This window comes from Rothia sp. SD9660Na (genome assembly GCF_030064065.1).
Classification (GTDB): domain Bacteria; phylum Actinomycetota; class Actinomycetes; order Actinomycetales; family Micrococcaceae; genus Rothia.
This window is the reverse complement of sequence record NZ_CP125946.1, coordinates 1668710-1682851: the sequence shown is the minus strand read 5'-3', so window position 1 is coordinate 1682851 and position 14142 is coordinate 1668710. Positions and strand designations below refer to the sequence as shown.

The window sequence follows — 14142 nt, the reverse complement described above, 5'->3', positions numbered from 1 at the left end:
GACCGATACGTTTTGCATAATTATGTCTGAGTGTGCATAATTATTTATAGAACCTGCGGGGACCTCCCGTCCCTGAACGTAAAATCTCAAGGAGCACCATGAAAGAGCGCATCGTCCTGGCCTACTCAGGCGGTCTCGACACCTCAGTTGCCATCGGCTGGATCGGCGAAGCTACCGGCGCAGAAGTTATTGCCGTTGCCGTTGACGTAGGGCAGGGCGGCGAGGATCTTGAGACCATCCGCCAGCGTGCTCTCGACTGCGGTGCTGTAGAAGCCTACGTGGCAGATGCCCGCGATGAATTTGCCAACGAGTACTGCATGCCCGCCCTCAAGGCCAACGCCCTCTACATGGACGCCTACCCCCTGGTATCGGCTGTTTCCCGCCCCGTCATTACCAAGCACCTGGTGGCCGCCGCCAAGCAGTTCGGTGCCACCACCGTTGCCCACGGCTGCACCGGCAAGGGTAACGACCAGGTCCGCTTTGAGGTTGGCATCCAGACCCTGGGCCCCGAACTCAAGTGCATCGCCCCCGTACGTGACCTGGCCCTGACCCGTGAGAAGGCCATCGACTACGCAGAAAAGAACAACCTGCCGATTGTCACCACCAAGAAGAACCCCTTCTCCATCGACCAGAACGTCTGGGGCCGCGCGGTTGAAACCGGCTTCCTCGAAGACATCTGGAACGGTCCCACCAAGGACGTCTACGACTACACCGACGACCCCACCTTCGCCCCCACCCCCGATACCGTCGTCATCTCCTTCAAGGAAGGCATCCCCGTTGCCATCGACGGCCAGGCTGTCACCCCGCTTGAAGCTATCGAGATTATGAACCGCCGTGCAGGTGCCCAGGGCATCGGCCGTATCGACATCGTTGAAGACCGTCTGGTCGGCATCAAGTCCCGCGAAATCTACGAGGCCCCCGGCGCTATGGCCCTCATGGCTGCCCACAAGGAACTCGAAAACGTCACCATCGAGCGCGAGCAAGCCCGCTTCAAGAAGATTGTTGGCCAGCGTTGGACCGAACTGGTCTACGACGGCCAGTGGTTCTCCCCGCTGAAGAAGTCCCTGGACGCCTTCATCAACGACACCCAGAAGATGGTCAACGGCGATATCCGCATGGACCTGCACGGTGGCCGCGCCGTTGTTACCGGCCGTAAGTCAGAGACCTCCCTCTACGACTTCAACCTGGCCACCTACGATGAGGGCGACACCTTCGACCAGTCCATGGCCCGCGGCTTCATTGAGCTGTTCGGTTTGTCCTCCAAGGTCGCTTCAGCCCGCGACCAGCGCCTGGGCCTCTAAAACCGGCCCCGCTTCAGCCGCCCAACCCCGCGCGTCCTTACCCTGCTCAAGGGTGAGGACGCCGGCGGGCGGTTTTTGCCTTACCCCGCACGATTTTCCCAACCCCGCAAAGGTAACAACATGTCAGCTGAAAAGCACGGTACCAACGATGGCGCTCTCTGGGGCGGACGCTTCGCAGGCGGCCCCTCTGAGGCTCTTGCCGCCCTGTCGAAGTCAACCCAGTTCGACTGGCGTCTAGCGCCCTACGATATTGCAGGCTCCCGCGCCCATGCCCGTGTGTTGGCTAAGGCTGGTCTTCTCACCGACGACGAGCTCATCGGCATGATTGCTGCCCTCGACCAGCTCGAAGCCGACGTGCGTTCCGGTGCCTATACCCCGGCCGAGTCAGACGAAGACGTGCACGGCTCCCTGGAAAAGGGTCTGATTGAACGTGCCGGTGCAGAACTGGGCGGCAAGCTGCGCGCGGGCCGCTCCCGCAACGACCAGATTGCTACCTTGGGACGCATGTACCTGCGCGATCACGCCTCCATTATCGCCCAGGGCGTCATGGGTACCATCGACGCCCTAATCGCCCAGTCCGAGGCTCACCCCTACGCCCCCATGCCCGGCCGCACCCACCTGCAGCACGCCCAGCCCGTCCTGCTCTCCCACCAGTTCCTGGCCCACGCCTGGGCCCTGTCCCGCGACCTTGACCGCCTGATTGACTGGGACAAGCGCGCCGCCGTTTCCCCCTACGGTTCCGGGGCGCTCGCGGGCTCTTCCCTGGGGCTGGACCCCGAAGCTGTAGCCGCTGACCTGGGCTTCAACTCCGCAACCCACAACTCTATCGACGGCACCGCCTCCCGCGATGTCTACGCCGAGTTCGCCTGGATTGCCGCCATGATTTCGGTAGACCTCTCCCGTATCTCCGAAGAGGTTATTCTCTGGGCTACCAAGGAGTTCTCCTTCGTAACCCTGCACGATTCTTTCTCCACCGGCTCATCGATTATGCCGCAGAAGAAGAACCCCGATATCGCTGAGCTTGCCCGCGGTAAGGCCGGCCGTCTCATCGGTGACCTTACCGGTCTGCTGGCAACCCTGAAGGCCCTGCCCCTGGCCTACAACCGCGACCTGCAGGAAGACAAGGAACCGGTCTTTGACGCCATCGACCAGCTTGAAGTTCTGCTGCCCGCAGTCTCCGGCATGATTGCCACCCTCACCTTCAACACCGACCGCCTAGCTGAGCTGGCTCCCCAGGGCTTTGCCCTGGCGACGGACCTTGCCGAGTGGCTGGTGCGCGAGGGCGTGCCCTTCCGCGTGGCCCACGAACTGGCCGGTGAAGCTGTGCGCGTCTGCGAAGAAAAGGACTGCGAGCTGTGGGATCTGACTGACGAGGACTACCTGGCGATCTCACCTGCCCTGCACGCGGGCGTCCGCGAAGTGCTCACCGTTGAGGGATCTTTGAACTCCCGGAGCGCCCAGGGCGGCACCGCCCCGTCTGCTGTTGCCGCCCAGCTGGAAGCGCTCAAGAGTGAGCTAGAACCTGCGCGTGCTTTCGCGGCCCGCCCCCAGGTCATCAGCTAGGCTAAAAGCATGATTAAGCCCGTTGATTCTTCCCTACCCCTTGAGAAGCAGATTCCTGCTGCCTGCGCACAGATTCAGGACTACCCCAAAGAGGGCATCCTCTTCTACGACGTGACCACCCTGTTCGCTAACCCGCAGGTGTTCCGTGCGTCCATGGAGGAGCTCGTCCGCAGGTTCGAGGGACAGTTCGATATCGTCGCTGGTGTTGAGGCGCGTGGCTTCCTGATGGCTTCGGCTATCGCCTACATTGCCGGTACCGGCGTCATGACCGTGCGTAAGGCCGGTAAGCTGCCGCGCGATACCTACATGAAGGAATACTCTCTGGAGTACGGTCAGGCTGCGATTGAGATTCACAAGGACGATATCCCGGCAGGTTCCCGTGTGCTGATTGTGGATGACCTTCTGGCCACCGGCGGCACCCTTGAGGCAGCTACCCACCTGATGGAGATGGCTGACCTGAAGGTCGCTGGCATTGGCGTGCTCCTGGAGCTTGAGGGCCTGGGCGGACGCGAGATCCTGGCTGGCCACCGCCTGGAGGCTCTGTCGCTGGTTGCCGAGTAGAGACTGCCCTGCGCGTAGTACCCCGGTTTTTGTGCATCTACCACGGTTTTTACCTGGGGTGAATGCACGAAAACCGGGGTCTTTTGTTTCGGTTAGGCTTCCTGGGAGAAACTGCTGGACGTACAATTGGTTGTACAAGAAAGGCTGTGTGGTATGAAAACAATGACCTATTCAGAATCTCGGGCTCGGTATGCAGAGGTCATGGATTCTGTTATCAACGACCGCGAAGAAGTCGTCATCACTAGAGTGGGGCACGACCCCGTCGTCATGCTATCGCTTGAAGACTACGAGTCCCTCAAAGAAGCCGCCTACCTCATGCGCTCTCCCCGGAACGCTCGTCGAATCTCTGACTCCATCGCGCGGCTGAAAGCTGGTCTGGGGGAAGAGCATCAGCTGATTGAAGAGTAAGCCATGAAAATTGTGTGGGATGAAAACGCCTGGGAAGACTACCTCTGGTGGCAGCAGCAGGACCGCAAAGTCCTTAAACGCATTAACACTCTGATTAAAGATATTGCCCGCAACGGGCACGAGGGTATCGGCAAACCCGAGGCCCTTAAACACGACTGGTCAGGGTTCTGGTCGCGGCGGATTACAGACGAACACAGACTTATTTATGCGATAACAGATACGTCAATCTTGATTGCCGCCTGCAGATACCACTACTGATAGGCAGCGATTGAAAGTCTGGGTACCCTGCCCCGCCGAGCTGCCGCGGGCGTCCTTTCTTTTTGCTCGGGTGTACGGGTAGAATGGAGGGCTTGAATTTTCCGCGATGAAGGGTTCCCTCTTGACCGAGAACACAACCGCAACCGGTGAGCAGACTGCCGCTGAAAAAGCCTACGAGGCTCAGCTGGCAGGTGAACGAGCCTACGTGGGCAGGCTGTACGCCCGCCTTGATGAGCTTCGAGAGATTAACGAGAAAAAGCTCAAGAGTACCCGCAAGAACCAGGCCGTTGGTAGCCACCAGAACCGTTCAGAGCGTGACGCCTACGCCCAGCATTATGAAGACCGCCTGGCCCAGTACAACGCGGTTGATCACCGCCTGGCTTTTGGCCGCCTTGACCTCGACGACGAGGCTATCCGCTATATCGGCCGTATCGGCCTGGCAACCGAAGACCACGAGCGCCTGCTCATTGACTGGCGCGCCCCCGAAGCGGGCACCTTCTACCAGGCTACCGCTTTCAACCGGCAGGGTGTGCGCCGCCGCCGCCACCTGATGCTAGAGCGCCGGGAAGTAACCGGCTTCGAAGACGACGTGCTCGACTCAACCCTGCTCGAAGACGGCGATGAGAACCTGCACGGCGAGGGCGCCCTGCTGGCGGCCCTGAACCGCAAGCGCACCGGCCGCATGGGCGATATCGTGGCGACCATCCAGGCAGAGCAGGACGCTATCATCCGCGCCGACCTGGCGGGTGTCCGCGTTGTGCAGGGCGGCCCCGGTACCGGTAAAACCGCCGTTGCCCTGCACCGTGCCGCCTACCTGCTTTACACCTTCCGCGAGCGTCTCAACAACGCTGGTGTTCTGGTCGTTGGCCCCTCCGCCTCCTTTATGTGGTACATCGAGCGCGTGCTGCCCTCCCTGGGCGAGACCGGCGTGGTGATGTCGTCCCTAGCTACCCTGTACCCCGGTATTAAGGCTGTACCCGAAACCGATCCCACAGTTGCCCAGATCAAGGGCGACCTGCGCATGGCCGAGGTCATCAAAAATGCTGTAGCCGACCGTCAGAAAGTGCCGGCCAAGCCCGTGAAGATGTACGTGGATTCCACCGCCATCGAGATGACCCCCGGCATGGTCAAGCACGCCCGCGCCACCGCCCGCTCCACCGGCAAGCCCCACAACGAGGCCCGCGAGACCTTTGTGAAGGTGCTCCTGAAAGAGCTTACCGTCCAGCTCAACGAAAAGCTGGACGCCGCCGCCGGTCACGCGGTTGACCGCCCCTACCTTGAAGATGATGTCCGCGGGTCCCTGGACGTCCGCCGAGCCATCAACCTCGCCTGGATGCCCCTGTCACCCGAGACCATGGTGCGCTCGCTGTTTTCAAAGCCGGAGTACCTGCAGAGCGCAACCGCGGGCGTCCTCACCGACGCTGAGCGTGACGTCCTGGCGCGCGCAGCGAACCTGCCTTTTACCGAGTCCGATGTGCCCCTGCTTGATGAGGCAGCGGAGCTTCTCGGTGATTTTTCCAAGGTCGCCGGTGCCGGAGCCGCTGCCCGCGCCGAGGCTGCCCACCAGGCCAATCTCGAAAACGCCCGTAAGGCCCTGGAGAACGTGGACCAGCAGCTTGCCGATATGGGCGTGGACGGCGTGGTCACCGCCGAGCAAATTGCCGAGCTGAACGAGGAACGTGGCGAGCGAATGACCGCCGCCCGCGCCGCGCAGGCCGACCGCACCTGGGCTTACGGGCATGTGGTGGTTGACGAGGCTCAGGAGCTTTCCCCCATGCAGTGGCGCCTGCTCATGCGCCGCTGCCCCATGAAGTCCTTCACGATTGTTGGCGATATCGCGCAGGCGTCTTCGGCAGCAGCGTCACAGTCCTGGGCGCAGGCTCTTGAGCCTTTTGTGGGGGAGCGCTTCACCCTGGATGAGCTGACCGTCAACTACCGCACCCCCGCCCAGATTTCGGACGCCGCTGTTGCGGTTGCCCGCGCTGCCGGCCTGGAGATTTCAGCCCCCCGCGCTGTGCGCGAGGGTAACTGGGCGCCATCCGCCCATATCGTGGGTGAGGAGGCCCTCTACCCGGCTGTGGTGAGCACCGTCAGCGATGAGCTGGAGCAGGGCGCCGGCGGCCTCATCGGCGTGATTGTCAGCGAGGAACGCTACCGCGAGACCGCCCTGGCGATTGCTGCCGAGCACAAGGGTAAGCTAGGCACCTCGGCCTCTGCCCTGGAACACCAGGTGCTGATTCTGACTCCCTGGGAAGCCAAGGGCCTGGAGTTCGACACCGTAATCATCGTTGAGCCTGCCGACCTGGTGCGTGCAGCTAACGGTTCGGTGGGTGACCTGTATGTCTCCATGACCCGCCCCACCCAGCGCCTGCACCTGCTCGCTTCTCGTGAACTGCCCACGGGTATCGCTCCTACCGAGTAGCTGCACGAGATTCCGTAGCGCAAGGACGCTCCCACCCCCTTTCCTGCCCGCGGCAGGGAAGCGGGGGAGGGGGGCGTCCTTTCTCTTTCTTTCAATCAGAGAACACCGGAAGTGCCCGCTGCCCGTCCCCCGCGGTGAACTGGTACCTTTGTAGAGGTGGCTTTGTCACTGCTTTTTGTTCATTACTAACCATGGAGTAACCGTGTCTGAAGAGACTCTTGCAGCTCAGCACAACGATGATTCCTTCGAGAATATCTGGCAGGAATTGAAGTGGCGTGGCTTTGTGCACGTCAGCACCGATGAAGAAGCCCTTGAGAAGGCGCTGGCTGAAGAGACCGTGAACTTCTATATCGGTTACGACCCCACCGCAGCTTCCCTGCACCTGGGGCACCTGGTCCAGCTGTTGCTCATGCGTCGCCTACAGCTGGCTGGCCACCGCCCCTTCGGCCTGGTCGGCGGCGCTACCGGCCTGATTGGTGACCCCCGCCAGACCTCTGAGCGCGTGCTCAACTCCCGCGATGTAGTTGAAGGATGGGTAAGCCGTCTGCGCGGCCAGATTGAGCGTTTCTTGTCCTTTGAGGGTGAGAACGGGGCCCAGATGGTCAATAACCTGGACTGGACCAGCGAACTGTCTGCCATCGATTTCCTGCGCGAAATCGGTAAGAACTTCCGCGTGGGCACCATGATTAAAAAGGAAATCGTGTCTAAGCGCCTGAACTCTGAAGAGGGCATCTCCTACACCGAGTTCTCCTACCAGATTCTGCAGGGCAATGACTTCCTTGAACTCAACCGCCGCCACGGCGTGACTCTGCAGTGCGGTGGCTCCGATCAGTGGGGCAACCTGACCAGCGGTACCGAGCTGGTACGCAAGGTCACCGGTAAGTCTGTCCACGCCCTGGGTACTCCGCTGATTACTAACTCTGATGGCACCAAGTTCGGTAAGTCTGAGGGTAACGCTATCTGGTTGGACCCCGAGATGTGCTCACCCTACGCCTTCTACCAGTTCTGGCTCAACACTGCCGATGCTGACGTAGCTGACCGTCTCAAGGTCTTCACCTTCAAGACCCGCGACGAAATTGCTGCCCTGCAGAAGTCTGTTGAAGAAGAGCCCTTCAAGCGCCTAGCCCAGAAGACCCTGGCCTACGAGGTGACCTCTCTGGTACACGGTGTTGAAGCAACCGAAAAGGTGATCGCTGCTTCTGAGGCTCTCTTCGGCAAGGGCGATTTCGCTGCCCTGGACGAGGCCACCCTCAAGGCCGCTACCGCCGAGCTGCCCCACGCTGTGCTTTCAGCTAACCAGCTGGGCATGGTGACGGTGCTGACCGAGACCGGCCTTTCTGCTTCTAAGTCCGAGGCCCGCCGCACCCTCAAGGAAGGCGGCGCTGCCATCAACAACGTCAAGGTACAGGGCGAGGACGCCGCCCTCACCGAGTCCGACCTGCTTCTAGGCAAGTACGCGGTGGTTCGCCGCGGCAAGAAGAACATGGCAGTTGTTGAGGTTGCCCAGTAAGTTCTTCTCTTGAGCGAGGACACCCGCCCCACCTCTCATCCTTACACAGGGAGGGAGTGGGGCGGGTTTTGTTATTTGCGCTTGCCAGGGCGGTAAAAGCGGACAAAAACGGAGTTGGGCCTGGGCAGGGTTCTGCGAGGCTAGAAAAGTTTTTCAAAATATTTTTGAGAAAATTTAACACGCTGTTTACTAGGGGAAACACCTTTGATTGTGTGGGTTTCGGTGGTGTTTTGAGGGAAAAAGAGCCCCAATCGGGTTGCGTGCTCCAAAAAACCTGCGTAAAGTATAACGAGTCGCTGAGGCACGGGGAACCGGCCCAAAGCGAAAAATAATCGAATAGTGCACCACAAGTTGAGTCGATAAAGACTCCCAGGTAAAGTTGATTGAACTGGTTTTCGGGTTTGAAGCTAAGGCTTTGAAGTAAAGAAAAGAGCTTGTGGCCATTATTACGCTCTAGCGAGTTGCGATGATGGAGAAAGCATTATAGACTAAACGAGTTGCCCAAACGGGGTGACACAAAACTTGAGAATGACCGATACGAAACACCGGCCAGGTTCAACTGGCTAGGGTTGAGAATGCGGTTTGTTGCTTGAAAACTCAATAGCGTACCAATGTTATAAATAACATTCTTATCGTCCACACTACACACTAGTGTTCACACATGAACACACTGGTAGTGCGGAAATTGAACTGATACCAAATATTTATACAAGATGTGAGAAACCCCTTTGGTTTCTCACAGAATTTGATAATCATATGGTTTCAGATTCGTCAGCTCGAACCACACCACCCCGTGGTGAATGGTTCGCTAACAATCAGAGACCAGGATCATCAACTACTTCATTTTTTCAACGGAGAGTTTGATTCTGGCTCAGGACGAACGCTGGCGGCGTGCTTAACACATGCAAGTCGAACGATGAAGCCCAGCTTGCTGGGTGGATTAGTGGCGAACGGGTGAGTAATACGTGAGTAACCTGCCTTTAACTCTGGGATAAGCCTTGGAAACGAGGTCTAATACCGGATACGACTAGTTCCCGCATGGGATGCTGGTGGAAAGGGATATGTACTGGTTTTAGATGGGCTCACGGCCTATCAGCTTGTTGGTGAGGTAACGGCTCACCAAGGCGACGACGGGTAGCCGGCCTGAGAGGGTGACCGGCCACACTGGGACTGAGACACGGCCCAGACTCCTACGGGAGGCAGCAGTGGGGAATATTGCACAATGGGCGCAAGCCTGATGCAGCGACGCCGCGTGAGGGATGACGGCCTTCGGGTTGTAAACCTCTTTCAGCAGGGAAGAAGCGAAAGTGACGGTACCTGCAGAAGAAGCGCCGGCTAACTACGTGCCAGCAGCCGCGGTAATACGTAGGGCGCGAGCGTTGTCCGGAATTATTGGGCGTAAAGAGCTTGTAGGCGGTTTGTCGCGTCTGCTGTGAAAGCCCGGGGCTTAACCCCGGGTTTGCAGTGGGTACGGGCTAACTAGAGTGCAGTAGGGGAGACTGGAATTCCTGGTGTAGCGGTGAAATGCGCAGATATCAGGAGGAACACCAATGGCGAAGGCAGGTCTCTGGGCTGTAACTGACGCTGAGAAGCGAAAGCATGGGGAGCAAACAGGATTAGATACCCTGGTAGTCCATGCCGTAAACGTTGGGCACTAGGTGTGGGGGGCATTCCACGTTTTCCGCGCCGTAGCTAACGCATTAAGTGCCCCGCCTGGGGAGTACGGCCGCAAGGCTAAAACTCAAAGAAATTGACGGGGGCCCGCACAAGCGGCGGAGCATGCGGATTAATTCGATGCAACGCGAAGAACCTTACCAAGGCTTGACATATACCGGACCGCTCTAGAGATAGAGTTTCCCTTCGGGGCTGGTATACAGGTGGTGCATGGTTGTCGTCAGCTCGTGTCGTGAGATGTTGGGTTAAGTCCCGCAACGAGCGCAACCCTCGTTCTATGTTGCCAGCACGTAATGGTGGGGACTCATAGGAGACTGCCGGGGTCAACTCGGAGGAAGGTGGGGATGACGTCAAATCATCATGCCCCTTATGTCTTGGGCTTCACGCATGCTACAATGGCCGGTACAAAGGGTTGCGATACTGTGAGGTTGAGCTAATCCCAAAAAGCCGGTCTCAGTTCGGATTGGGGTCTGCAACTCGACCCCATGAAGTCGGAGTCGCTAGTAATCGCAGATCAGCAACGCTGCGGTGAATACGTTCCCGGGCCTTGTACACACCGCCCGTCAAGTCACGAAAGTTGGTAACACCCGAAGCCGATGGCCTAACCCCTTGTGGGAGGGAGTCGTCGAAGGTGGGATTGGCGATTGGGACTAAGTCGTAACAAGGTAGCCGTACCGGAAGGTGCGGCTGGATCACCTCCTTTCTAAGGAGCTTCAACGTATTGGTTGAGCCACGCTGAACGCGAGTGTCGTTTGGGTGGTTTGCTCATGGGTGGAATGTTAGTTCAGGTGCCCTTGTGGTGCTGATGAGAATGTGTGTAATGTTGGTGCGCTTTTGGGTTTTGAGGTAACAAGCCATATGTGGTTTGTTGCTCTCAGGTTCCCGGCACGAGAGTAGTGACTGAGCTTTGTCTTTGGTTGCCTCGAGTGGTATCGGGTTGTTGTTTGAGAACTGTATAGTGGACGCGAGCATCTTCGAATGTAATGAAGATTTCTCAATCTCTTATGATTGGGTTTCTTTGATACTTTTGATTTTGTACTTAGTTAGTCAAGGTTTTATTATCTTTGATTTTATCTGTGTGTAAGTTATTAAGGGCACACGGTGGATGCCTTGGCACTAGAAGCCGATGAAGGACGTGTGAATCTGCGAAAAGCCTGGGGAAGCCGATAACAGGGCGTTGATCCCAGGATGTCCGAATGGGGAAACCCAGCAAGCCATCATGGTTTGTTACCACCAGTTGAATGTATAGGCTGGTTGGAGGGAACGAGGGGAAGTGAAACATCTCAGTACCCTCAGGAAGAGAAAATAACTAATGATTCTGTGAGTAGTGGCGAGCGAAAGCGGAAGAGACTAAACCTGTGGTGTGTGATACCGGTTGAGGGTTGCATCATGGGGGTTGTGGGAGTACGCATAACAGTTTCAACCGGCTGTTGACGTGATGTTCTAGCATGTAGGTGAACGCCTTGGGATGGGCGACCGGAGAGGGTGAGAGTCCTGTAATCGTAATGTGTTAGACCGCGTGTGTGCCACCCGAGTAGCACGGGGCTCGTGGAATCTCGTGTGAATCTGCCAGGACCACCTGGTAAGTCTAAATACTTTCTAGTGACCGATAGTGAATCAGTACCGTGAGGGAATGGTGAAAAGTACCCCGGGAGGGGAGTGAAATAGTACCTGAAACCGTGTGCTTACAAGCCGTTGGAGCCTTGTGGGGTGACAGCGTGCCTTTTGAAGAATGAGCCTGCGAGTTAGTGTTCTGTCGCGAGGTTAACCCGTGTGGGGAAGCCGTAGCGAAAGCGAGTCTGAATAGGGCGAGTGAGTGGCAGGATCTAGACCCGAAGCGGAGTGATCTATCCATGGCCAGGTTGAAGCGACGGTAAGACGTCGTGGAGGACCGAACCCACTTCAGTTGAAAATGGAGGGGATGAGCTGTGGATAGGGGTGAAAGGCCAATCAAACTCTGTGATAGCTGGTTCTCCCCGAAATGCATTTAGGTGCAGCGTTGCGTGTTTCTTGCCGGAGGTAGAGCTACTGGATGGCCGATGGGCCCCACAGGGTTACTGACGTCAGCTAAACTCCGAATGCCGGTAAGTGAGAGCGTAGCAGTGAGACAGTGGGGGATAAGCTTCATTGTCGAGAGGGAAACAGCCCAGACCATCAACTAAGGTCCCTAAGCGTGTACTAAGTGGGAAAGGATGTGGAGTTGCTTAGACAACCAGGAGGTTGGCTTAGAAGCAGCCACCCTTGAAAGAGTGCGTAATAGCTCACTGGTCAAGTGATTCTGCGCCGATAATGTAGCGGGGCTCAAGTACACCACCGAAGTTATGGCAATCAAGCGTTGTGCTTGGTTGGGTAGGGGAGCGTCGTGTATCCGGTGAAGCTGCGGTGTAAACCAGTGGTGGAGGGTATGCGAGTGAGAATGCAGGCATGAGTAGCGAATCACGGGTGAGAAACCCGTGCGCCGGATGATCAAGGGTTCCAGGGTCAAGCTAATCTGCCCTGGGTTAGTCGGGGCCTAAGGCGAGGCCGACAGGCGTAGTCGATGGATAACGGGTTGATATTCCCGTACCGGTGAAAAACCGCCCATACTGATATTTTGATGCTAACTGTGAGAAGCCGTTTGTAACCCCTTCACTTGTGTTGGGGAGCTTGTGGTGGACTGCAGGACCCGATTTTTGGAGGTAAACGTATTAACAGGTGTGACGCAGGAAGGTAGCCAAGCCACGCGATGGTTGTCGTGGTCTAAGCGTGTAGGGTATCCGGTTGTTAAATGCGCCGGTGTTGGCCTGAGACGTGATGGGACCCCGTTATTGGGGGATTTGGTGATCCTATGCTGCCGAGAAAAGCATCGACGTGAGGTTTTAGCCGCCCGTACCCGAAACCGACACAGGTGATCAGGTAGAGAATACTAAGGCGATCGAGAGAATCATGGTTAAGGAACTCGGCAAAATGTCCCCGTAACTTCGGGAGAAGGGGAGCCTTGAGCGTGACCGGTCCGTGCGACCGTGAGCGTGTATGGGTCGCAGAGAATTGGGGGAAGCGACTGTTTATCAAAAACACAGGTCCGTGCGAAGTCGTAAGACGATGTATACGGACTGACTCCTGCCCGGTGCTGGAAGGTTAAGAGGATTGGTTAGCCCCTTGTGGGCGAAGCTGAGAATTTAAGCCCCAGTAAACGGCGGTGGTAACTATAACCATCCTAAGGTAGCGAAATTCCTTGTCGGGTAAGTTCCGACCTGCACGAATGGAGTAACGACTTCCCTACTGTCTCAACCATGAACTCGGCGAAATTGCAGTACGAGTAAAGATGCTCGTTTCGCGCAGCAGGACGGAAAGACCCCGTGACCTTTACTATAGTTTGGTATTGGTGTTCGGTGCGGCTTGTGTAGGATAGGTGGGAGACTGTGAAGCATGGACGCTAGTTCGTGTGGAGTCGTTGTTGAAATACCACTCTGGTCGCTCTGGATGTCTAACTTCGGCCCGTGATCCGGGTCAGGGACAGTGCCTGATGGGTAGTTTAACTGGGGCGGTTGCCTCCCAAAAAGTAACGGAGGCGCCCAAAGGTTCCCTCAGCCTGGTTGGCAATCAGGTGTTGAGTGTAAGTGCACAAGGGAGCTTGACTGTGAGACTGGCAGGTCGAGCAGGGACGAAAGTCGGGACTAGTGATCCGGCGGTACGTTGTGGAACGGCCGTCGCTCAACGGATAAAAGGTACCTCGGGGATAACAGGCTGATCTTGCCCAAGAGTCCATATCGACGGCATGGTTTGGCACCTCGATGTCGGCTCGTCGCATCCTGGGGCTGGAGTTGGTCCCAAGGGTTGGGCTGTTCGCCCATTAAAGCGGTACGCGAGCTGGGTTCAGAACGTCGTGAGACAGTTCGGTCCCTATCCGCTGCGCGCGTTGGAAATTTGAGAAAGGCTGTCCTTAGTACGAGAGGACCGGGACGGACGAACCTCTGGTATGTCAGTTGTACCGCCAGGTGCATGGCTGATTGGCTACGTTCGGGAGGGATAACCGCTGAAAGCATCTAAGCGGGAAGCCTGTTTCGAGATGAGATTTCCTGGCAGCTTTGGGCTGTGTGAGGATCCCTATAGATGATGGGGTTGATAGGCTAGGTATGGACGCGGGGAATGCCCGTGGAGTTGACTGGTACTAATAGTCCGAAGGCTTACACTTTATAACTAGTGTGCTTGTGTTGTTTGTGTCCACTGTATGGTTTTGAGATAACAACCCTGTTGGGTTTGTTATTGCTGCCCCCTTCTTTGTTGTGGGTGGGGTGGTGCATCGTTGGTTTACGGTGGTTATAGCGAGAGGGAAACACCCGGTTCCATCCCGAACCCGGAAGTTAAGGCTCTTTGCGCCGATGGTACTGCACTGGTGACGGTGTGGGAGAGTAGGTTACTGCCGGTTTTTGATTGGGATATTGGAAGGTCCTGGGCTGTTTGTC

The 14142-nt window shown here is 57.2% G+C and carries 7 protein-coding genes and 3 rRNA genes; all 10 read left to right on the top strand.

What is annotated here, in order from left to right:
* Positions 1–98 precede the first annotated feature (98 nt).
* Positions 99–1301, top strand: coding sequence for an argininosuccinate synthase (locus QM007_RS07935; protein WP_283489462.1), 1203 nt, complete (start codon positions 99–101; stop codon positions 1299–1301).
* Between the two features lie 120 nt (positions 1302–1421).
* A complete protein-coding gene (gene argH / locus QM007_RS07930; protein ID WP_283489461.1) occupies positions 1422–2864 on the top strand; it encodes an argininosuccinate lyase in 1443 nt (480 codons plus the stop codon).
* Positions 2865–2873: 9 nt separating this feature from the next.
* Complete coding sequence (locus tag QM007_RS07925) at positions 2874–3425, top strand: adenine phosphoribosyltransferase (protein WP_283489460.1); 552 nt, start codon at positions 2874–2876, stop codon at positions 3423–3425.
* Between the two features lie 153 nt (positions 3426–3578).
* Positions 3579–3833 (top strand): type II toxin-antitoxin system Phd/YefM family antitoxin, encoded by a 255-nt coding sequence (locus QM007_RS07920; RefSeq protein WP_237197118.1) that lies wholly within the window; start codon positions 3579–3581, stop codon positions 3831–3833.
* 3 nt (positions 3834–3836) lie between these two features.
* Positions 3837–4091 carry a Txe/YoeB family addiction module toxin gene (locus tag QM007_RS07915; protein ID WP_237186795.1) on the top strand — a complete coding sequence of 85 codons (255 nt, stop codon included), beginning with the start codon at positions 3837–3839 and terminating at the stop codon, positions 4089–4091.
* Between the two features lie 121 nt (positions 4092–4212).
* Positions 4213–6513, top strand: a complete 2301-nt coding sequence (locus QM007_RS07910) for a HelD family protein (RefSeq protein ID WP_283489459.1) — start codon at positions 4213–4215, stop codon at positions 6511–6513.
* Between the two features lie 202 nt (positions 6514–6715).
* Positions 6716–8023, top strand: a complete 1308-nt coding sequence (tyrS, locus tag QM007_RS07905) for a tyrosine--tRNA ligase (RefSeq protein WP_283489458.1) — start codon at positions 6716–6718, stop codon at positions 8021–8023.
* A gap of 848 nt (positions 8024–8871) precedes the next feature.
* Positions 8872–10400 (top strand): 16S ribosomal RNA (locus QM007_RS07900).
* Between the two features lie 375 nt (positions 10401–10775).
* A 23S ribosomal RNA gene (locus QM007_RS07895) occupies positions 10776–13871 on the top strand.
* 117 nt (positions 13872–13988) lie between these two features.
* Positions 13989–14105: ribosomal RNA gene (rrf, locus tag QM007_RS07890) — 5S ribosomal RNA — on the top strand.
* The 16S, 23S and 5S rRNA genes sit together here, the layout of an rRNA operon.
* Positions 14106–14142: the final 37 nt, after the last annotated feature.

Bases quoted from the DNA above. Each gene is read 5' to 3' on its own strand.
- QM007_RS07935 (WP_283489462.1), top strand. From the start codon at position 99: ATGAAAGAGCGCATCGTCCTGGCCTACTCAGGCGGTCTCGACACCTCA.
- argH (WP_283489461.1), top strand. From the start codon at position 1,422: ATGTCAGCTGAAAAGCACGGTACCAACGATGGCGCTCTCTGGGGCGGA.
- QM007_RS07925 (WP_283489460.1), top strand. From the start codon at position 2,874: ATGATTAAGCCCGTTGATTCTTCCCTACCCCTTGAGAAGCAGATTCCT.
- QM007_RS07920 (WP_237197118.1), top strand. From the start codon at position 3,579: ATGAAAACAATGACCTATTCAGAATCTCGGGCTCGGTATGCAGAGGTC.
- QM007_RS07915 (WP_237186795.1), top strand. From the start codon at position 3,837: ATGAAAATTGTGTGGGATGAAAACGCCTGGGAAGACTACCTCTGGTGG.